Source organism: Micromonospora carbonacea (assembly GCF_014205165.1).
Lineage (GTDB): Bacteria > Actinomycetota > Actinomycetes > Mycobacteriales > Micromonosporaceae > Micromonospora > Micromonospora carbonacea.
This window is the reverse complement of the sequence record NZ_JACHMZ010000001.1, coordinates 6,869,860-6,888,196: the sequence shown is the minus strand read 5'-3', so window position 1 is coordinate 6,888,196 and position 18,337 is coordinate 6,869,860. Positions and strand designations below refer to the sequence as shown.

Here is an 18,337-nt window from a genome sequence, read left to right as displayed (position 1 = left end):
AGCGAGGAGACGTCATGAGCGGTCGGTTCGTCGTCGTCGGGGCCGGCACGATGGGCCTCGGCATCGCCTACGTGGCGGCCGGCGCGGGATACCGCGTCGAGCTGGTGGAGGTCGACCCGGGCCGGGCCACCGCCGCCGGGGAGCGGCTGGGCGAGCTGTGGGAGCGGGCGGTGCAGCGCGGGAAGCTCACCGCCGACGCGGCGGCGGCCAACCGGGACCGGTTGACGCTGCGCCCGTCCCTCGGCGGGGTCGCGGCCGAGCCGGACGTGGTGGTGGAGGCCGTCCCCGAGCGGCTCGACCTCAAGCGAACGGTGCTGCGCGACGCCGCCGCCCTGCGCCCCGCGCTGCTCGGCAGCAACACGTCGAGCATCGCCATCGCCGAGCTGGCCGCCGGGCTGGACCGGCCCGAACGCTTCCTCGGCCTGCACTTCTTCAACCCCGTCTGGGCCATGGCGCTGCTGGAGGTCGTGGTGGGCCGGGCCACCACCGACGAGACCACCGCGGCGGCCGTCGCGCTCGCCGGCCGGCTGGGCAAGGACCCCGTCGTCGTACGCGACATGCCCGGCTTCGCCACCTCCCGGCTCGGCGTGACCCTGGGCCTGGAGGCGATCCGGATGGTCGCCGACGGGGTGGCCAGCCCCGCCGACATCGACAAGGCCATGGTGCTCGGCTACCGGCACCCGGTCGGCCCGCTGGAGCTGACGGACCTGGTGGGGCTGGACGTCCGGCTCGACATCGCCCGCACCCTCCAGGCCGCGTACGGAGACCGGTTCGCGCCGCCGCCGCTGCTGGAGCAGATGGTCGCCGAGGGGAAGCTGGGCCGGAAGTCCGGGCAGGGCTTCTACCACTGGGACGAGGACGGCAGGCGGTGAGCGGCCTGCGCGTCGAGGAGCGCCCCGACCGGCTCGTGGTGACGCTCGACCGGCCGGAGAAGCGCAACGCGATCGACGCCGACCTGGTCGCCGAGCTGCACGCCGTCTGCGCCGAGCTGGAGGCCCGGCCCCGGCTGCTGCTGCTCACCGGCGGCACCGAGGGGATCTTCGCGGGCGGGGCGGACATCGGCCAGCTCCGCGAGCGCGGCCGGCTCGACGCGCTCGCCGCGATCAACTCGGCGGTGTTCGCCCGGGTCCGGGCGTTGCCGATGCCCACCGTCGCCGCCGTGGACGGGCCGGCGCTGGGCGGCGGGGCCGAGCTGGCGTACGCGTGCGACCTGCGGGTGTGCACGGCCCGCGCGGTGTTCGGGCAGCCCGAGGTGCGGTTGGGCATCCTGGCCGGCGCGGGCGCGACCCACCGGCTGCCGGCGCTCGTCGGCGAGGCCCTCGCCAAGGAGCTCCTCTTCACCGGCCGCCGGGTGGACGCCGCCGAGGCGCTGCGGATCGGCCTGGTCAACCGGGTGGTCGACGAGCCGGCCGAGCTGCTGCCCACCGCGCACGGGCTGCTCGACGAGATGGCGAAGGGGTCCGCGCTGGCGCTGCGGCTGACCAAGCTGGCCGTGGACGCGCCCCCGGCCGCCCACCCGCACCTCGACCTGGTCAGCCAGGCGGTGCTGTTCGAGGACGAGGAGAAGCGGCGGCGGATGACCGAGTTCCTGGAGCGCCGCCGGGACCGGTGACCGCCGCTGCGTGACCGGAGCCGCAACCGCGACGGCCGCCCCCGCGATCCTGCGGTGGCGGCCGTCGCGCGAACAGCTCGACCGGGACCGTCAGTGCCGGATCTGCACCCCGGAGTCGGCCAGCGCCCGGATCACCTGCGCGGACTCGCCGAAGCCGATGACCAGCACGGCGTCCGCGCCGTACTCCTTGATCTCGCGGGCCCCGGCGGTGAAGTCCAGCGGCGGGGCCTTCGCGTCGGCCGGCGGCTCGTACGTCAGCAGCTTCACCCGGTCGCCGTCGATGCCGGCCCGCTCCAGCTCGGCGCGGACGTTCTCCTGGAGGCCCTCGCCGTAGGAGTCCTTCCGGGCGACCAGGGCGATCCGGTGCGGCCCGTCGCGCAGGATCACGTCGGCCAGGGCCCGCCCCTGGAGGCTGTCGGGCGGGGCGGTGCGGAAGTAGAGCCCCTTGTCCTCGATCGAGGTCAGCCCGGCATCGGTGTTGGACGGCGAGAAGAGGACCAGGCCGGCGGCCACCACGTCCGGCAGGACGGCCCGGGAGATGCCCGACGCGCCCGCGCCGATGATGACGTGCACGCCGTCGGCGATGTGCTTCTCCACGGTCGCCTTCGCCACGGCCGGGTTCGTGCCGTCGTCCCCGTCGACCCAGCGCACGTCCTCGCCGAGCACGCCGCCCGCGGCGTTGATCTCCTTGAGGGCGAGCTCGGCCCCGGCGGCCAGCGGCGGGTACGCGATGGCCAGGTCGCCGGTGCGCGGCAGCAGACCGCCGAGGACCAGGGGCGCCGAGGGGGCCTTGCCGGTGCGTTGCCGGTGCGGCCGGGGCGGGTTCTTGGTGCTCGCCGCCGACTCGTCGCCTGCGCCGACGAACTCGGTCTTGCCGTCGTCGAGCTTCTCCTCACCGAAGGTGAGTGTGGCGTAGCTGGCGGTGGCCGGCTCGCCTGCGTCGGTGAACCCGGCCCGGTTGAGCGACACCCCCCGGTACTCGATGTCCCGGCCGTCCCGCGCCAGCCGCAGGCAGTCCGCCGCCTTCTCGCACCGCTCGCCGTTGTTGGTGACGCCGACGATCTGCTTGGCGATCGCGGCCGGATCGGTGCTGCCGGCCAGCTGCGCGGCCAGGGCGCTGATGATGACGGCGTCGTACGACTCGGCGGAGTAGAGGTAGTCCGTCAGCTTCGGGTCGACGGCGCGGAGCCGGTTCTTGAAGGCCTCCGGCAACGGCGTGAGCGGGGTCGTGCCCTTCATGCCGTCGAGCAGATCGGCGCGCTCCTTGAATTCGCCAGCGTACGCGTTGGTCATGTTGCCGTCGCTGCCGTAGAGGCGGACCTGTGGGTTGGTGGTCGCCTCCTCGGACTTGTCGGCGCCGCAGCCGGCGCCGACGAGGAGCAGCGCCCCGCACGCCGCCAGGGCGGCGACGCGCGAGCCGGGTGATACGAGCATGGTCGTCCTTCCTCCGGGAAAGGTCCGCTGCGCACATTAGCGTGCCTGGCTGATCGGCGGGACCGTGGAGCAGGGTCAAGCCCCTGCTAGCCCCGGCGACGCACGGACCGTCACGGGGCGCACGCTCTCGGGTGGTCACCGCTTGACCACCGGACGTACAGTTCGGCGGGTGACGGACGTACCGCAGCAGACGCTGGACGACGCGACCGCCGTGCTCCACTCCGCCCTCGCCGGGGACGGCGACGCGGTGGTGGGCACCTTCGACAAGGTGGTCGACCGGGCCGGCCTCGCCGGGGCGTACGGGGTGGCCTGGTGCCTCGCGGCCACCATGGTCGGGGACGTGCACGCCTCCGGCGGCGCGGCGCTGGACTTCCCCGGCATCGACGAGGCCGGCTACGACACCCGCTGGGTGGCGCGCTTCGTCAGCGCGTACGCCAACGCCGACGCCGACACGGGGGAGGCCCTCTTCGGCGCGGCGGTCGCCGACGGCCTGCTGCCGGACTGCCTGCTCACCCTCGCCGGCTCGACGGTGGCGACCCTGCGCAGCCGGGCCGGCTGACGCCCGACACCCGACGACGGGCCGGGCGTCGGGCGTCGTCGGTCAGAACGCGTGGTACGCGACCAGCGGCTCGTACTCGTAGCGCAGGTTCTGGAACCGGACCCGGAAGTTCACCCCGTCGCGGACGTTGGTGGCGATCGTCGTCCACCCCGACTTCGCGGGCAGGTAGGTCAGGTAGTTGCAGTTGTTGGTCTTGTCGACGAAGACCACGCACGCCTGGGTGCCGAAGCTGCTGTCGTTGCGGACGTTGACGTCCGCGCAGCGGCTGGTGGTCCGGTAGGTCCCGGCCTCGCCGCCCCAGCTTCCGGTCTGGAAGTACGAGCGCACGGCGCCGCCGTAGCAGGTGGCGTACGTGCCGGCGAGGTTGCCGGCCACCAGCGGCTGGGCGGGGGCGGCGACGGCGGGCGCGGCGACGGCGAGCGCCGACACGGCCGCGGCCGTCGAGGTGGACAGCAGGCGGACGACCGGGGACGACATGGGTGCCTCCAACGGGTTGTTGACCGTCCGGGTGGGACGGCCGACCGACCGGGACGATGATACTGGTCGATCTTCCCGGCGTCGGCCCGGCCGTGGCGGGGCCGGTGTGATAGCTCTGGTGGCATGTCGCAGGCCATGCTCGCCAAGGTGCGCAAGCTGCTGGCGAAGGCCGAGGACCCGGCCTGCACGCCCCAGGAGTCGGCGGCCTTCACCGCCAAGGCGACCGAGCTGATCGCCCGCTACGGCGTGGACCGGGCCCTGCTGGCGGCCCGCGACCCGACCACCGACCCGGTCGGCGACCGGGTGGTCGAGGTCGTCGCCCCGTACGCCCGGGACAAGGCCGGCCTGCTCGCGGCCGTCGCCGACCCGCTGCGCTGCCGCTGCGTGCGCCGCCGGCACGGCGACGGTTTCGCCATGCACCTCTTCGGTTTCGCCAGCGACCTGGAACGGGTCGACCTGCTCTTCACCTCGCTGCTGGTGCAGGCCGCGCACGGGCTGGCCGCCGCCGGGGTCCCGGCGGGCGAGCACCCGGCCGCGTTCCGGCGGTCCTGGCTCGCCGGGTTCGCCCAGGTGGTCGGCGCGCGACTGGCGGCGGCGGAGGCCGACGCGATCGCCGACTCGGGTGGCCCCTCCGTCGCGCTCGTGCTGGCCGACCGCTCCGACCGGGTCCAGCGGCGGGTCGCCGAGGTCTATCCCCGGCTGCGCACGGCCGCGCCGAGGCGGCTCGCCGGCACCGGCTTCGGCTCGGGCGCGGCGGCGGGCCGCCGCGCCGACCTGGGCGGCCGGGAGGTGACCCCCGCGGCCCGGCCGGCACAGGGCCTCACCCGCTGACCGTCGCGCGGGCCGCCGTGGGGTCGACGCCGTTGTCGCGGGTCGTCAGCTGTCGTGGGGGTGCAGGACGCAAGAAAGGTAGCGGGTCAGCAGCTCGTGCCAGCCGGCCGTGAGCGCCTCCCGGTACCCCTCGGCGGCCGCGCCGTGCCGGTCGAAGTGCCGGTGCTCGACCTGCACCCGGGTCCACTCCGGGCCCTCGGGGAGGAACAGCACCTCCACCTCGCTGGCCCGCGCCGGGTCGGGGACAGGCACCCGGTCCGGCCCGATCTGCCAGACGAACACCAGCCGGCGGGGCGGATCCCAGGTGAGCACCCGGCCCCAGTCGGCGCGGAACCCGTGCGGGCCGATCTCGTAGAGCATGCCGCCGGCGTGGGGCTCGACGCCCAACTCGACCAGCTCGGCCGGCCCGGACCAGGTGTATTCCGGCACCCACCAGTCGGTGAGGGCACCGGTGAAGACCGCGAAGGCCCGTTCGGCGGGGGCGGGAACGAGGAGGCTGCTGCGGAGCGAGTATTGTGCGACGTCCTGCCGGACGGCTGTCGGACCGTCGATCTCCTGTCCCATAGGCCCGGACCATACCGGCTGGTGTCCTCAAGTGCAGCTTGCAAAGTGCCGGCTTGCAGACCCGCTGCGCCCGGATGTCGGACAGTCGCGCCGAGTGGTCGTCGAGCAACGCGCTGCTGCCCCGCGCCGGGGTCACTCATGCTGCTTGCGGCGACTCCCTGGGTAGGGAATCGCCCGGAATCACCCGAGTTTGCCATCCCCGTCCAGAACCGCCCGGCGTGGACTCCGCAAGCTATCCCACGGCTTTGAACAGGCCCAAGGTTGCGCCTGAAACTCCCAACCGGGCAAGCATGCTCTGCACCAATTCGCGGAGGTAGGGGTACATGACTCGGTGGCTGTGCGTCTGCCCCAAGGCCAGCGCGCGCTCGTGGTCGGGCACGAGAGGTGATTCAGCCTTGAACTGAACGACGATGGAAGCCTCCACGATCGCGGCCGCATCGTCCGCGTCCTCGTCGCTGCCACCGATGGCGACCTTGGCGTCGTGCTTGAAGGTGAGACCCTCTGCGTCGAAGCGATGCGCCAACATCAAAGTCACGTGCGTAGGCACATCCTGGCCGCTCGGAATATCGAGCGCCGACCGGTTTCTGATCTCACCAGCGGCCCGGTCGAAGGTGACGCTGACCAGCTCCAGTTGACGAATCAGATCGTCGGCCTGTTGGAGCAGCTCTTCGTCGGACCGAGTTTCGCTCATGGTTCCCTATGCCTTCGTGAAGGATGACGAGGAAGACGTGTAGGTGACACTGGGGGACGCGACCCTGGTCCTGCTCACGGTCAGCATCGCGGATCGTGAGACCGAGCGGTCCGGGCGGAAGGCGCTGTCGCGTAGGCCGGAGAAGCGGCGGACCAGCATCACGTTCAACTCGTCGATCTCCTCACGGGAGAGGAGGTGTTCCTCGTCGTGCCCCGCAATCCCCTCGCGCTTGAGCCACTGGTTCACGCTGGGCCAGTCCCAGACCCGCACGCCGTCGCCGATGACGGTCACCGGCGCGGGAAAGTCCTTCGGCCCGCGCGAGCCCACCACCCAGGCACGCACCGACTCGCGGGGCCGACCCAGGCGGCCGGCTATGTCGCTGATGGAGACGAGGTCCACCTCCACGCGACACACCTTCACGTGGGGGAGCAGTGAATGCGCATGTGTCACGGCGTCGATAACGGCGTCGTAGCTGCTCTCGGCGGACAGCCGGTATGTCAGGGTCGCCTTTCCGGCCACGACGGCCGGATATACCTCGATCTCGCCGGAGACAAGTGCCTCCACGACGTCCTCGTCTGCGAGATCGACCCCGTCTATCGCCAGCGTGAACAGGTACGTCCGGTCGCGGGATGCCCGAATCATCGTTACCACCGCTCCCCTCGCATGGGCTTACGGTACCGGACCGCACTCAGCTGAGTACACATACAGGCTAGACGCGTTTCTCACTCTCGGTTGTCGCGGTGTGGACAGCGCGCCATATTGCGTCGAAGGATCCTGCTCTGCGCGTCGCCTCGCGGCGTGCTGAGCACCCAGACCGGCTGGCAGAGGCCGCCCGGGCACAGGAGCTTGCCGAAGATGTGCGCTCGTCCGCCTGCGGCGGGCTCGAAGCGCCAGCCGAGTTGCTTCGCGTCCTTCAGGACGGCACGCACCGCTGAGTCGGGGTGGCGCTTCGGGGTCATGCAGGCACGATAGATGCTGGTATGCCCTGGTTCCAAGCTGTCCGCCCCGATATTGCCATCGGATCCCTAGGGCACTCCAATCTGTTGAACGACGTGGTCGCCGAGGGGTTACTGGCTCCTGCTCGTCGTGACTGCGCTGGCCAGCGCGGTGTCGAGGGCGGACTGCGGCTGGCGAACCGGTGCGGCCAGCGGCGGGCCTCGGCGCGACCGAAGCGTCAGAGGCGCGAGATCCCACCCGCCCTGCGGTGGCGCGGATCGGGATTGGGCTGACCATGACGGGGCCGACGCTTCCGGGACGGAGTTGCCGAACGGTCGCGGCCCTGGGCCGTGGGGGCGGCGGGCGCGGTGCGCCAAGTGCGGCGAGTCAGCGGTCCAGCAGCCAGGCGGGGAGGGTCTTGGGGCAAGTGAAGGAAGTCGGCTGCCCAGCGGTCAATCCACGGACAGCGTTGATCGCTACGACCCGGGGCCACATAAGCAAGATCCCCACCTGCGTTTCCGCTGGTGGGGACCTCTGTAGCCCGGCGAAAGGCTATGTGGCCAGGGGCGGGGTCGAACCGCCGACCTTCCGATTTTCAGTCGGACGCTCGTACCAACTGAGCTACCTGGCCGTGCTGCTCGGCTCATCGTACCCAAGTGACGGGATCGCCGCCGGCAGGGCACCTGCTCCGATACGCAGAACGCCGCGCATCTTACGCGCGGCGTCAGCGCTTGCGGTCCTGACGGGACTTGAACCCGCGACCTCCGCCTTGACAGGGCGGCGAGCACTCCGACTGCTCCACAGGACCTCGCTGGTGTTACCGGTGTTGCTCCGGCTTGCGCCGGTCGTGCCCCCAACGGGATTCGAACCCGTGCTACCGCCTTGAAAGGGCGGCGTCCTGGGCCGCTAGACGATGAGGGCGGCCCCGCCATCATTGCACACTCGCAACTTCTAGCGGACTTGCTCCCATCCGGCCCCGCCGGAGGCTTCGAAAGCATACGTGACGGTCGGCCCACGAAACAAATCGGTATGGCCGGTGGCACATCCAACCGCAAAGCCGCAGGTCATGGGCGGTCTAGCCGAGCCTGGTGAGCCCGTAGCGCCGCTTCAGGTCGCCGATGAGGTGGGCGCAGGCGGCGACCGTGGCGGCCCGGTTCCCGCCCCCGTCGTGCATGAGCACGATCGAGCCCGGCTTCGTCGCGCCCGTGACCCGTTTCCTGATCGTCGGGGCGGTGGGCTTCGCCCAGTCCTGCGGGTCGACGGCCCAGTGCAGCGATCGCATGCCGAGCTGCTTCGCCACCGTCACCACCTCGGGGGTCCACCGCCCGCCCGGCTGCCGGTAGAGGGTCACCTTGGCGTCGGGCGCCGCCGCCCGGATGGCGCGGTTGGTGCGGGTCAGGTCGGCGCGGATGTCGGCGACGGGTCGCCGGCCGAGGTCGATGTCGTGCCGCCAGCTGTGGTTGCAGAGCTGGTGCCCCTCGCGGGCGATCCGGGCGACCAGCTGCGGGTGCTTGCGCACCTGCGTGCCGACCACGCAGAAGGTGGCCTTCGCCCCGGCTGCCTTGAGCTGGTCGAGGATCTTCGGCGTCCAGGCCGGGTCGGGCCCGTCGTCGAAGGTCAACGCCACGGCCTTGACCCCCGTGGTCCGACGCAACCCGGCCGGGAGCTTGGTGGGGCGCGGGCGCAGCGGGGGCGGGCTGGTGCGGGTGGGCCTGGGGGTGACGGTCGGCTTGGGTGTCGACTCCGGCGGGGGCGCGGTCGGTGCCGCCGGGGAGGCGGCGGCCTCCGGCCGTCGGTCGGTCGTCCGCTCGCCGCAGCCAGCGAGGAACAACGCCAGGCAGAGGCCGAGCGCCAGTGCTCTCCGTACGCTCATCGTCACTCCGAGGGGTCGGGGGCCGTGGGCCACTCGACCGTAGTGGACGAAACGTGAACGGCGGCAGGGCGGTCAGGCCCCCGTCGACTGGTCCAGCGAGTCCCGCACGGCCAGGGCGAGCGAGACCGCCTCGGCGAGGTCGACCGGGCGGACCACGCCGGCCGGCAGCGAGTCGGCCCGCCAGCCGGGGCCGGCGGCCAGCACCAGCAGGGGCCGGCGCGGGCTGGCCAGCAGCGCGCTGAGCTGGGCCGGGTCGGCGGTGGCCCGGATGTGCGACCAGACCACCACGGCCGCCGGGCCGGTGCGGTTGACCGCCTCGAGCAGGGCCGCCGTCGGCACCCGGGCGCCGAGCATCCGGTACGCGACGCCGGCCTCGGCCAGCGCGGCGGCGAGCGCCTCCAGCGGCAGGGTGTGCTGCTCCTCGTCGGCGCAGGAGAGCAGGATGCGGGCCGGGCCGGTGGCCGAGGCGGCGCGGGCGACGGCCGCGAACGCCTCCGAGACGCACCGCGACACCAGGTGCTCCACGTCGATGAGCCCGGCCGTGGCGGCGTGCCGCTCGCCGATGCCGACGAGCACCGGGCGCAGCAGTCCCTCCCAGGTGCCCACGACGCCGTCGGTGGCCAGGGCGTGCGCGATGGCCTCCCCGATCGCCACCGAGTCCAGCCGCATGGCGGCCCGGGCCAGCCCGCGGGCCGCCGGCCCGGCCCGGCCGACCGGGATGGTCTGCCCGCCGCCGTCGCGTCCGCTGCCCGGCCGGATCCGGTTGGCGACGATGCCGGCCGCCGCGTCGCCCGGGGCGGGGGCGGGCACCTGCCGGGCCCAGCGGGCCGCCTCGGCCGGGGTGACCCCCTCGGCGGTGAGCTTGCGCATGATCTCCAGGCGCGCGAGGTCGTCCGGCGTGTACCGCCGGTGGTGGCCCGGCAGGTGCTGGCTGGGGCCCAGGCCGTACCGCTGGTGCCAGGTGCGCAGCGTGGTGACCGCGACACCCAGGCGGCGTGCCACGGCCCCCGCGCTCAACGCCTCATCGCCCACCCGACCGCTCCGCCGCCTCGTTCACCTCGTCGACGCGGGGACCGGCCGGTGCCGCGCCGCGCGCCGGCGGGGACGGGCGCAGCAGGCGGTTCACCACCCCGCCCAGCCAGGGGGCGTACGCCCGGGGGTCGACGTCGAGGTCGGTCTCCAGGGTCGCCGGGTCGACCCAGCGCAGCTCGGCCACCTCGGCCGGGTCCGGCCGCACCGGCAGGTCGGCCGGGACGTCGGCGCGCAGCACGTGGTCGTACTCGAACTCGACCCGCCCGGTGGCCGGGTCCTCGGCGTAGTAGACGTACACGCCGGCCTCGGTCAGCTCGACGGGCCCGACGCCCAGTTCCTCGCCCAGCCGGCGGTTCGCGGCGGTCACCAGCGACTCGCCCGGCGCGGGATGGCCGCAGCAGGAGTTGGCCCAGCGCAGCGGGAACCGGGTCTTCACGGCGGCCCGGCGCTGGAGCAGCACCCGGCCGTCCGGGGCGACGAGCAGCACGGAGAAGGCCCGGTGCAGCCGGCCGGGCGGCTGGTGGGCGGCGGACACCGTCGCCTCGCCCCGCGCCCGGCCATCGTCGTCGACCAGCTCGACCAGGTGTTCCTCGCGCACGCTCATCGCACACCTCCCACTACCCGGGCGCTCACCGGTCGCCGCCCGTCACGCGGGCGGCGGCCAGCTTGCCGGAGATCAGGACCATGGGCACGCCGACGCCGGGCTGGGTGCCGGAGCCGACGAACACCACGTTGCCAAGCGTGCGGTGCAGGTTCGACGGGCGGAAGGGGCCGGTCTGGAAGAGGCTGTGCGCGGACGCGAACGGGGTGCCGGCGGCCATGCCCTGCTCGGCCCACTCGGCCGGGGTGACCGCGCGCAACACCTCGATGCCGGCGCCGAAGCCGACGTACCCGCGTTTCTCCAGCGTGCCGACGAGCTGGTCGGTGTACCGGCGGGTGAGGTCGCCGCGCCACTCGAACGGGGCCCGGTCGAGGTTCGGCACCGGGGCGAGCACGTAGTACGTGTGCCCGCCGGCCGGGGCGACCGCCGGGTCGGTGCGACTGGGGTTGGTGACCAGCAGGGACGGGTCGGTCATCAGCTCCCCCCGCCGGATCACCTCGTCGAACGTGCCCTTCCAGGACCGTCCGAAGTGGATGTTGTGGTGGGCGATTTTCTCATAGCCCTGCCGCGAGCCGACGTGCAGCACCACGCACGACGGCGAGTACGTCAACCGGCGTCGCCGGGTCGGCGGGAGCAGGTCCCGGTAGGCGACCGGCAGGTCCGGGTTGAGCACCACCACGTCGGCTCCGACGAACTCGCCGTCTGCGGTGACCACCCCGGTCGCCCGGCCGTTCGCGGTCTCCACCCGGGCCACCGTGGTGCCGTAGCGGATCTGCACGCCGTGCTTCTCGGCCGCGCCGGCCATCCCCCGGGAGACCGCGTGGATGCCGCCGCGCGGGAAGTAGACCCCGGCCACCGAGTCGAGGTACGCGATGACGGCGTAGATGGCCAGCGCGTCGTGCGGGGCGAGCCCGGCGTACATGGCCTGGAAGGAGAAGATCCGCTGGGTGCGCGGGTCGCGGAAGAACTGCCCGATCTTCGTCTGGAGCCGGCGGAACGCGCCGCCCGCCAGCAGCTTCAGCAGGTTGCCGGTGAGCAGGTCGGTGGGGGCGTCGAGGTTGCGCTCGATGAAGTCGGCCCGCTCCAGCCGCCACAGCTCGCGGGCGTAGTCGACGAAGCGCAGGTAGCCGTCGGCCTCCCGGGGCCCGCAGACCGAGGCGATCTCGGCGGCCATCCGGGTGGTGTCGGTGATGACGTCCAGCGTCGAGCCGTCCGGGTAGTAGGCCCGGTACGCCGGGTCCAGCGGCATCAGCTCGACCCAGTCGCGCAGCTCCTCGCCGACCGCCCCGAGCGCCTCGGCGATCAGGTCGGGCATGGTGAGCACGGTGGGGCCGGTGTCGAACTCGTACCCGTCGACGCCGAGCCGGCCGGCCCGGCCGCCGGGCACCGCCTCGCGTTCGAGCACGGTCACCTGTCGTCCGCTGCCGGCCAGGTGCAGCGCGCAGGCCAGCCCGCCGAGCCCCGCGCCGACGACCACCACCCGGTCCGTACGTCCGGTCACGGTGCGCACGCGACCACCTCCCTCACGAGTTTGCCCATCATGCCCGCCGTGCGGTGGCGGCGGTGGCGAGGCCCGTCAGCGCGGTGCGCGCGGTCTCGTCGATCGACGCGGTGTCGAGCGCGGCCAGCGCGTCGGCGACCCGGTCGGAGATCATCCGTTCGACCTTGGCGACCGCGCCGGTGTCGGCGACCAGCTCGGCGAGCCGGGCCACGTCGCGGGCCGCGGTGACCGTGCCGGCCCGCTCCAGGACCCGGCGCTGGGTCGCGGTGGCGAGCTGCCGGGCGAGCATCAGCAGCGCGGTCGGCTTGCCGGTGCGCAGGTCGTCGCCGGTCGGCTTGCCGGTGGTCGCCGGGTCGCCGTAGACGCCGAGCAGGTCGTCGCGGAGCTGGAACGCCTCGCCGACGGCCAGGCCGTAGCGGGTGTACGCGGCGGTCAGCGGCCCGTCGGCGTCGGCGCCGGCCAGGGCCGCCCCGAACAGCAGCGGACGCTGGACGGTGTAGCTGGCGGTCTTGTAGCGGGCGACCCGCAGGGCCCGGTCCAGCGACCAGTTGGCCGCGTCGTTCTCGCCCAGGATGTCGAGGTACTGCCCGGCGACCGTTTCGACGCGCATCTGGTCGTAGCCGCGCCGGACGTCGAGCAGCCGGGCCGGCGGCACGGTGGCGTGCGCGAGCAGCCGGTCGGCCCACACCAGGCACAGGTCGCCGACGAGCACGGCCACCGCCTCGCCGAACCGGCCCGGGTCGCCGGTGTGGCCGGCGGCGACGTGCCGGGCGGCGGCGGCCCGGTGCGCCGTGGGGCGGCCGCGCCGCGTGTCGGACGCGTCCATCACGTCGTCGTGCACGAGGGCGAACGTGTGCAGCAGCTCTAGGGCGGCGAGGGCCGGCAGCACCGCCGGCAGCGGCTCGTTGCCGCCGGCGACCCCCCGCCAGCCCCAGTACGCGAAGGTGGGGCGGACCCGCTTGCCGCCGGCCAGCACGCAGTCGCGCGCGGTCGCGGCGAATTCGCCCATCGCCGAGTCGATTTCGGCGAGCGTCGAGACCTCGGCGGCGAGGAAGCCGTCGAGAGTCTCGTCGACCCCCTTGACCAGGTCTTTCGTGAACGCGGCCAGTACGCCGCGGACCGGATCGTCCGTCGCTCCCGGCTGTGCCGGCGCGACGCGGAGCGCATTACCCGCAACTGCGTCGTTGGCCATGTCGGCGAGCGTACCCTAGGGTTACGAGTTGCGTCGATTTCTGCGTCGAATTCGAGGGAGGGCCGGTGGACGTCGACCTCACCGCTGCCTATGACCGCTGCCGCGAGCTGCACAGACGTCACGGCCGCACCTACTATCTCGCCACCCGCCTGCTTCCCGCTTGGAAACGGCGACACGTTCACGCGTTGTACGGATTCACCCGGTACGCCGACGAGATCGTCGACCGCACCGAGGACCTGCCGCCTGCCGAGCGGGCCGCCCGGCTCGACGACTGGTCGGCCCGCTTCCTGGCCGGGCTGGCCGGGGCCCCGGTCGACGACCCGCTGCTGCCCGCCGTGCTGCACACCATCGCCGTCTTCGACCTGGACCGGGCCGACTTCGCGTCGTTCCTGCGCAGCATGGCGATGGACCTGACCGTCACCGCGTACCCGACCTACGACGACCTGCTCGACTACATGGAGGGCTCGGCCGCCGTCATCGGCACCATGATGCTGCCGATCCTCGGCAGCTCCGACCCCGCCGCCGCCCGCGAGCCCGCCCGGCAGCTCGGCCTCGCCTTCCAGCTCACCAACTTCATCCGGGACGTCGCCGAGGACCTCGCACGCGGCCGGACGTACCTGCCCGACGAGGACCTCGCCAAGTTCGACGTCACCCGCGAGGACCTGTTCGCCGCCGCCGCCCGGGGCCGGGCCACCCCGAGGATCCGCGACCTCGTCGAGTACGAGGTGAGCCGCGCCCAGACGCACTACGCGGCCGCCGCGCCGGGCGTCACCATGCTCACGCCCGCCTCCCAGGCGTGCATGCGCACCGCGTACGTCCTCTACGGCGGCATCCTCGACGAGGTCGCCGCCCAGGACTACGACGTGTTCACCCGGCGGGCGCTGGTGCCCCGGCGGCGGCGGATGGCGGTGGCCGGGCGGGCCCTGCTCACCCCCGCCGGCACCCCCGTCGTGGTCCCCGGCCCGACCCTGCCGCCCGCCGGCCGATGACGCGTACCGCGATCGTGTTGTTCACCCGCGACCTGCGGGTGCACGACCACCCGGCGCTGGCCGCGGCCTGCTCCGCCTTCGCCCGGGTCGTCCCGCTGTTCGTGCTCGACCCGGCGCTCACCGGCCGCTCGCCCAACCGGACGCGCTTCCTGCACCAGAGCCTCGCCGCCCTACGCGACGCGCTGCGGGACCGCGGCGGCGACCTGGTGATCCGGCACGGCGACCCGGTGGCCGAGACGATCCGGCTGGCCGGCGAGGTGGGCGCCGAGGGGATCGCCTGCTCCGCCGACGTCAGCCGCTACGCCGGCACCCGCGAGCGCCGGCTGCGCGCCGAGTGCGAGCGGCACCGTCTGCACCTGCGCCTCTTCCCCGGCCTCACGATCGTCGACCCCGGCGCGGTGCGTCCGGCCGGCGGCGACCACTACCGGGTCTTCACCCCCTACTTCCGGGCCTGGCAGGGGGCGCTGTGGCGGGAGGAGCTGGCCCCGCCCGACCGGATCCGGCTGCCCGAGCGGCTGAGGCCCGGGTCATCGCCCGACGGGCCGCCGGTCGGCAAGCTGCCCGCACCGCCGCCGGGGGAGTCGCCGCACGCCGCGCCGGGCGGGGAGGCCGCCGCCCGCCGCCGCCTCGCGCAGTGGCTGCCCACCGTCGACCGGTACGGCGACAGCCACGACGACCTGGCCGGCGACGCGACCTCGCGGCTCAGCCCGTACCTGCGGTTCGGCTGCCTGTCGCCGCTGGAGCTGGCGAACCGGGCGGGTGAGCGGGCCGGCGACCCGGGCGGCGCGCGGTTCGGCCCGTTCGTCCGGCAGCTCTGCTGGCGGGACTTCTACCACCAGGTCACCGCCGTCTTCCCCGAGATCGCCACGAAGGCGTACCGGCGGGGGGCCACCGAGGACTGGCGGCACGACCCCGAGGCGCTCGACGCCTGGACGCGGGGGCGCACCGGCCTGCCGATCGTCGACGCGGGGATGCGGCAGCTGCGCGCCGAGGGCTGGATGCACAACCGGGCCCGGCTGATCACGGCCGGCTACCTGACCAAGGTTGTCGGGCTGGACTGGCGCGAGGGGGTCGCCGTCTTCTCCCGCTGGCTGCTCGACGGCGACGTGGCCAACAACGCCGGCAACTGGCAGTGGGTGGCGGGCACCGGCAACGACAGCCGGCCACACCGGGGGTTCAACCCGACCCGCCAGGCGGCCCGCTTCGACCCCGACGGCGCGTACGTCCGCCGCTGGGTGAAAGGAAGGGCCCCTGGTTAACGCATTCTGTTGTACAAGGGACCCCTCCTAACACCCCGGCCCCGGCGTGGGCCGCAGCGCGCGGTCAGAGGCAGGAGTGCAGGGCCTCGACCAGCTCGTCGACGCGGTCGTGGTCGGCCAGCCGCGCGGTCGCGTACGCGAACACGTAGCCCCGGTCCGGGTCGGCCCAGGCGCTGCTGCCGCCGATCCCGCCCATGCCCCAGCTCCCGTCCGGCTCCCGCTGCATGCCCAGCGTCCAGCACGCCCGGCGGTCGAGCACCAGGTCCGGCCCGTCGTACTGGGTCCGGGTCGCCTCGGCGACCAGCTCCGGGCTGAACAGCCGCACCCCGTCCAGGGTGCCGCCGGCCAGCAGCCCGGCATAGCAGCGGGCCAGCCCGGCGGCCGTGGCGTGCAGGTTCACCGCCGGCACCTGCGCGCCCCGCCACAGATCGCTGTTCAGCACCGCCACGTCCAGGCCGCCGGCCGGGTTGCCCAGGGCCGCCGCCCGCAGCGACCCCGGCTCGCCGAGTGTGCGGACCGGCCAGCCCGGATCGGCGTACGACAGGTCGGCGCACCGCCGCCGGTCGGCCGCGCCGAGCCCGAAGCCCAGGTCGAGCCGCCACGGGCCGGCGATCTCCTCGGCCAGGAACCGGCCCACCGACCGCCCGTCCACCCGGCGCACCAGCTCGCCCACGAGGTGCCCGTACGTCCAGGCGTGCTCGCCCGCGACGGTCCCCGGCGTCCATTGCGGCTCGGCGGCGGCCAGGTCGGCGCAGAGCAGGTCCCAGTCGGCGACCGCCTCGGCCGGGCGGGGCACCGGGAACGCCGGCAGCCCGGCCGTGTGGCTGAGCACCTGGCGGACCGTGGCGGGCGCGCGGAACCCCGGCCAGTGGTCGGCGACCGGATCGTCCAGGTCGAGCCGCCCCCGGTCGACGAGCAGGAGCAGGCAGAGCGCGGCCACCGGCTTGCCGACCGAGTAGACGTCCACCAGGGTGTCCGGTCGCCACGGGTCGCCGCCCCCGGCCGGCGGCACCGACCGGCCCGGTGCGACGGCGGCCCGGGAGCCGGCGACGAGGTCGACGACCGGCGTGCCGTCGTACCAGATGGCGAGGCCGGCCCCGGTCTCCCGGCCGGCGGCGAACAGGTCGTGGAAGCAGTCCCGGACGGGGGCGAAGCGTGCGCGCATCCGGCCACGGTAGGGGCCCGGCGAGCCCGGGGCGCGGAAATTCCGGGAGCGGGGCGAGGGGAGGCGGGCGACGGAGGCGAAAGACGGGTGGCCGGCGGTGGCAGCCGGGCCGGGAATTCGCCCGGCGCGGTGGCCGGCGGTCCGTCGGTGCGGAATGCTGGTCCGATGGCGGAACCGGAACTGGTGGACGTGGTCGTGCTCGGGCTCGGCGTCGGCGGCGAGGAGGTCGCCGGCCGGCTCGCCGAGGCGGGCCTGAGCGTCGTCGGCGTCGAGCGGCGGCTGGTCGGCGGCGAGTGCCCGTACTGGGGGTGCATCCCGAGCAAGATGATGATCCGGGCGGCGAACGCGGTCGCCGAGGCCCGGCGGGTCGCCGAGTTCGCGGGCGAGGCCGACGTCCGCCCCGACTGGGCCCCGGTGGCGAAGCGGATCCGCGAGGAGGCCACCGACACCTGGGACGACCGGGTCGCGGTGGAGCGGTTCACCGGCAAGGGCGGCCGGTTCGTGCGGGGCAGCGGGGCGCTCGACGGCCCCGGCCGGGTCCGCGTCGGCGACCGGGTCTTCCAGGCCCGGCACGGCATCGTGCTCGGCACCGGCACCCGGCCCTTCGTGCCGCCGCTGCCCGGGCTGGCCGACACGCCGTACTGGACGAACCAGCAGGCCATCGAGGTCGAGGAGCTGCCGGGCAGCCTGCTGGTGCTCGGCGGCGGCGCGATCGGGCTGGAGCTGGCCCAGGTCTTCGCCCGGTTCGGCGTCGAGGTGACCGTGCTGGAGGCGTCGGGCCGGGTGCTCGCCGTCGAGGAGCCCGAGTCCTCCGAGGTGGCCGCCGCCGCCCTGCGCGCCGACGGGGTGCGGATCGCCACCGACGTACGCGCGGAGCGGGTCGACCACGACGGGCGGGCGTTCACGCTGCGGGCGGCGGGCGGGGCCGAGTTCACCGCCGAGCGGCTGCTCGTGGTCACCGGCCGCCGGGCGCACCTCGACGAGCTGGGCCTCGACACGGTCGGCCTCGACCCGGGCCAGCGGTTCCTCGCCGTGGACGACCGGATGCGCGCCGCCGCCGGGATCTGGGGCGTCGGCGACCTGACCGGGGAGGGCGCGTTCACCCACATCGCCATGTACCAGGCGGCCATCGTGGTCGCCGACGTGCTCGACCACGTCCGGCGGGCGCAGGCCGGCGCGGACGCGAGCGGCAGCGCCAGCGCGGTCGGCGGCGTGGCGCGCACGGAGGGCGCCGGGATCGCCGGCGGGGTGCCGCACGCCGACTACCGGGCGCTGCCCCGGGTCACCTTCACCGACCCCGAGATCGGCGCGGTCGGGCTCACCGAGCGCCAGGCCCGCGAGCGGGGCATCAACGTGCAGGTCGGGATGAGCCGGCTCGACTCGTCCACCCGGGGCTGGATCCACCGGGGCGACGGGTTCGTCAAGCTGGTGGCGGACGCCGACCGGGGGGTGCTGGTCGGGGCCACCTCGGCCGGTCCGGCCGGCGGCGAGGTGCTGTCGGGCCTGGTGGTGGCGGTGCACGCGGAGGTGCCGCTGGCCCGGCTCCGGCACATGATCTACGCGTACCCGACGTTCCACCGCGCCATCGAGACCGCCGTGCGCGACCTGAGGTAGCCGGCCG

At 74.1% G+C, this 18,337-nt stretch carries 19 protein-coding genes and 3 tRNA genes; 7 read left to right on the top strand and 15 right to left on the bottom strand.

From position 1 onward, the window contains the following. The first annotated feature begins 14 nt into the window (after positions 1–14). The gene (locus HDA31_RS28915) at positions 15–872 is read left to right on the top strand and encodes a 3-hydroxyacyl-CoA dehydrogenase family protein (RefSeq protein WP_178062835.1); all 858 of its coding nucleotides are present in this window, start codon (positions 15–17) and stop codon (positions 870–872) included. Then, positions 869–1,612 (top strand): enoyl-CoA hydratase/isomerase family protein, encoded by a 744-nt coding sequence (locus HDA31_RS28910; protein WP_074475579.1) that lies wholly within the window; start codon positions 869–871, stop codon positions 1,610–1,612. The genes HDA31_RS28915 and HDA31_RS28910 overlap by 4 nt, the downstream gene beginning before the upstream one ends. Before the next feature lie 90 nt (positions 1,613–1,702). Here HDA31_RS28910 and HDA31_RS28905 read toward each other — a convergent pair whose 3' ends face one another. Beyond that, the gene (locus tag HDA31_RS28905) at positions 1,703–3,046 is read right to left on the bottom strand and encodes an ABC transporter substrate-binding protein (RefSeq protein ID WP_178062836.1); all 1,344 of its coding nucleotides are present in this window, start codon (positions 3,044–3,046) and stop codon (positions 1,703–1,705) included. Positions 3,047–3,215: 169 nt separating this feature from the next. Here HDA31_RS28905 and HDA31_RS28900 point away from each other — a divergent pair, with 169 nt between their 5' ends. After that, positions 3,216–3,605, top strand: coding sequence for a hypothetical protein (locus HDA31_RS28900; RefSeq protein ID WP_178062837.1), 390 nt, complete (start codon positions 3,216–3,218; stop codon positions 3,603–3,605). A gap of 42 nt (positions 3,606–3,647) precedes the next feature. Here the strand turns inward: HDA31_RS28900 and HDA31_RS28895 are convergent, their stop codons facing one another. Then, complete coding sequence (locus tag HDA31_RS28895; protein ID WP_141723826.1) at positions 3,648–4,082, bottom strand: hypothetical protein; 435 nt, start codon at positions 4,080–4,082, stop codon at positions 3,648–3,650. 123 nt (positions 4,083–4,205) lie between these two features. On the opposite strand from HDA31_RS28895, the gene HDA31_RS28890 reads away from it, so the two are divergent. Continuing rightward, a complete protein-coding gene (locus HDA31_RS28890; protein WP_178062838.1) occupies positions 4,206–4,913 on the top strand; it encodes a DUF2786 domain-containing protein in 708 nt (235 codons plus the stop codon). A 45-nt stretch (positions 4,914–4,958) separates the two neighbouring features. On the opposite strand, the gene HDA31_RS28885 is transcribed toward HDA31_RS28890, so the two are convergent. The 12 genes from HDA31_RS28885 to HDA31_RS28830 all read right to left on the bottom strand — a co-directional run bounded on the left by HDA31_RS28885 (position 4,959) and on the right by HDA31_RS28830 (position 13,303). Continuing rightward, the gene (locus HDA31_RS28885) at positions 4,959–5,477 is read right to left on the bottom strand and encodes an SRPBCC family protein (protein WP_074475575.1); all 519 of its coding nucleotides are present in this window, start codon (positions 5,475–5,477) and stop codon (positions 4,959–4,961) included. A gap of 232 nt (positions 5,478–5,709) precedes the next feature. Further along, the gene (locus HDA31_RS28880) at positions 5,710–6,168 is read right to left on the bottom strand and encodes a hypothetical protein (RefSeq protein ID WP_074475574.1); all 459 of its coding nucleotides are present in this window, start codon (positions 6,166–6,168) and stop codon (positions 5,710–5,712) included. A gap of 6 nt (positions 6,169–6,174) precedes the next feature. After that, a complete protein-coding gene (locus tag HDA31_RS28875) occupies positions 6,175–6,819 on the bottom strand; it encodes a hypothetical protein (protein ID WP_178062839.1) in 645 nt (214 codons plus the stop codon). 71 nt (positions 6,820–6,890) lie between these two features. Beyond that, a complete protein-coding gene (locus HDA31_RS28870; RefSeq protein ID WP_074475572.1) occupies positions 6,891–7,127 on the bottom strand; it encodes a hypothetical protein in 237 nt (78 codons plus the stop codon). 534 nt (positions 7,128–7,661) lie between these two features. Continuing rightward, positions 7,662–7,735, bottom strand: a tRNA-Phe gene (locus tag HDA31_RS28865). Positions 7,736–7,838: 103 nt separating this feature from the next. Next, a tRNA-Asp gene (locus tag HDA31_RS28860) sits at positions 7,839–7,912 on the bottom strand. Between the two features lie 40 nt (positions 7,913–7,952). After that, positions 7,953–8,025, bottom strand: a tRNA-Glu gene (locus HDA31_RS28855). A 154-nt stretch (positions 8,026–8,179) separates the two neighbouring features. Next, positions 8,180–8,977 (bottom strand): polysaccharide deacetylase family protein, encoded by a 798-nt coding sequence (locus tag HDA31_RS28850; protein WP_178062840.1) that lies wholly within the window; start codon positions 8,975–8,977, stop codon positions 8,180–8,182. Positions 8,978–9,049: 72 nt separating this feature from the next. Further along, positions 9,050–10,009 carry a MerR family transcriptional regulator gene (locus HDA31_RS28845; protein ID WP_178062841.1) on the bottom strand — a complete coding sequence of 320 codons (960 nt, stop codon included), beginning with the start codon at positions 10,007–10,009 and terminating at the stop codon, positions 9,050–9,052. Continuing rightward, entirely contained in the window at positions 9,999–10,613 is a 615-nt protein-coding gene (gene idi, locus HDA31_RS28840) for an isopentenyl-diphosphate Delta-isomerase (protein WP_178062842.1), read from the bottom strand. Before idi ends, HDA31_RS28845 begins: the two co-directional genes overlap by 11 nt. 25 nt (positions 10,614–10,638) lie before the next feature. Further along, a complete protein-coding gene (crtI, locus tag HDA31_RS28835) occupies positions 10,639–12,120 on the bottom strand; it encodes a phytoene desaturase family protein (protein WP_178062843.1) in 1,482 nt (493 codons plus the stop codon). 28 nt (positions 12,121–12,148) lie between these two features. Next, positions 12,149–13,303, bottom strand: coding sequence for a polyprenyl synthetase family protein (locus HDA31_RS28830; protein WP_178062844.1), 1,155 nt, complete (start codon positions 13,301–13,303; stop codon positions 12,149–12,151). 65 nt (positions 13,304–13,368) lie between these two features. Here HDA31_RS28830 and HDA31_RS28825 point away from each other — a divergent pair, with 65 nt between their 5' ends. Both HDA31_RS28825 and HDA31_RS28820 read left to right on the top strand, forming a co-directional pair. After that, a complete protein-coding gene (locus HDA31_RS28825; RefSeq protein ID WP_178062845.1) occupies positions 13,369–14,292 on the top strand; it encodes a phytoene/squalene synthase family protein in 924 nt (307 codons plus the stop codon). Further along, entirely contained in the window at positions 14,289–15,551 is a 1,263-nt protein-coding gene (locus HDA31_RS28820; RefSeq protein ID WP_178062846.1) for a cryptochrome/photolyase family protein, read from the top strand. Before HDA31_RS28825 ends, HDA31_RS28820 begins: the two co-directional genes overlap by 4 nt. Before the next feature lie 64 nt (positions 15,552–15,615). On the opposite strand, the gene HDA31_RS28815 is transcribed toward HDA31_RS28820, so the two are convergent. Then, complete coding sequence (locus HDA31_RS28815; protein WP_178062847.1) at positions 15,616–16,716, bottom strand: serine hydrolase domain-containing protein; 1,101 nt, start codon at positions 16,714–16,716, stop codon at positions 15,616–15,618. 165 nt (positions 16,717–16,881) lie between these two features. On the opposite strand from HDA31_RS28815, the gene HDA31_RS28810 reads away from it, so the two are divergent. After that, complete coding sequence (locus tag HDA31_RS28810) at positions 16,882–18,330, top strand: dihydrolipoyl dehydrogenase family protein (protein ID WP_178062848.1); 1,449 nt, start codon at positions 16,882–16,884, stop codon at positions 18,328–18,330. Positions 18,331–18,337: the final 7 nt, after the last annotated feature.

Excerpts from the sequence above, each read along its gene's own strand:
- HDA31_RS28850 (WP_178062840.1), bottom strand. The coding sequence starts at position 8,977 with ATGAGCGTACGGAGAGCACTGGCGCTCGGCCTCTGCCTGGCGTTGTTC.
- idi (WP_178062842.1), bottom strand. The coding sequence starts at position 10,613 with ATGAGCGTGCGCGAGGAACACCTGGTCGAGCTGGTCGACGACGATGGC.
- HDA31_RS28885 (WP_074475575.1), bottom strand. The coding sequence starts at position 5,477 with ATGGGACAGGAGATCGACGGTCCGACAGCCGTCCGGCAGGACGTCGCA.
- HDA31_RS28870 (WP_074475572.1), bottom strand. The coding sequence starts at position 7,127 with ATGACCCCGAAGCGCCACCCCGACTCAGCGGTGCGTGCCGTCCTGAAG.
- HDA31_RS28830 (WP_178062844.1), bottom strand. The coding sequence starts at position 13,303 with ATGGCCAACGACGCAGTTGCGGGTAATGCGCTCCGCGTCGCGCCGGCA.
- HDA31_RS28820 (WP_178062846.1), top strand. The coding sequence starts at position 14,289 with ATGACGCGTACCGCGATCGTGTTGTTCACCCGCGACCTGCGGGTGCAC.
- HDA31_RS28905 (WP_178062836.1), bottom strand. The coding sequence starts at position 3,046 with ATGCTCGTATCACCCGGCTCGCGCGTCGCCGCCCTGGCGGCGTGCGGG.
- HDA31_RS28810 (WP_178062848.1), top strand. The coding sequence starts at position 16,882 with ATGGCGGAACCGGAACTGGTGGACGTGGTCGTGCTCGGGCTCGGCGTC.
- HDA31_RS28915 (WP_178062835.1), top strand. The coding sequence starts at position 15 with ATGAGCGGTCGGTTCGTCGTCGTCGGGGCCGGCACGATGGGCCTCGGC.
- HDA31_RS28890 (WP_178062838.1), top strand. The coding sequence starts at position 4,206 with ATGTCGCAGGCCATGCTCGCCAAGGTGCGCAAGCTGCTGGCGAAGGCC.
- HDA31_RS28815 (WP_178062847.1), bottom strand. The coding sequence starts at position 16,716 with ATGCGCGCACGCTTCGCCCCCGTCCGGGACTGCTTCCACGACCTGTTC.
- HDA31_RS28880 (WP_074475574.1), bottom strand. The coding sequence starts at position 6,168 with ATGAGCGAAACTCGGTCCGACGAAGAGCTGCTCCAACAGGCCGACGAT.
- HDA31_RS28895 (WP_141723826.1), bottom strand. The coding sequence starts at position 4,082 with ATGTCGTCCCCGGTCGTCCGCCTGCTGTCCACCTCGACGGCCGCGGCC.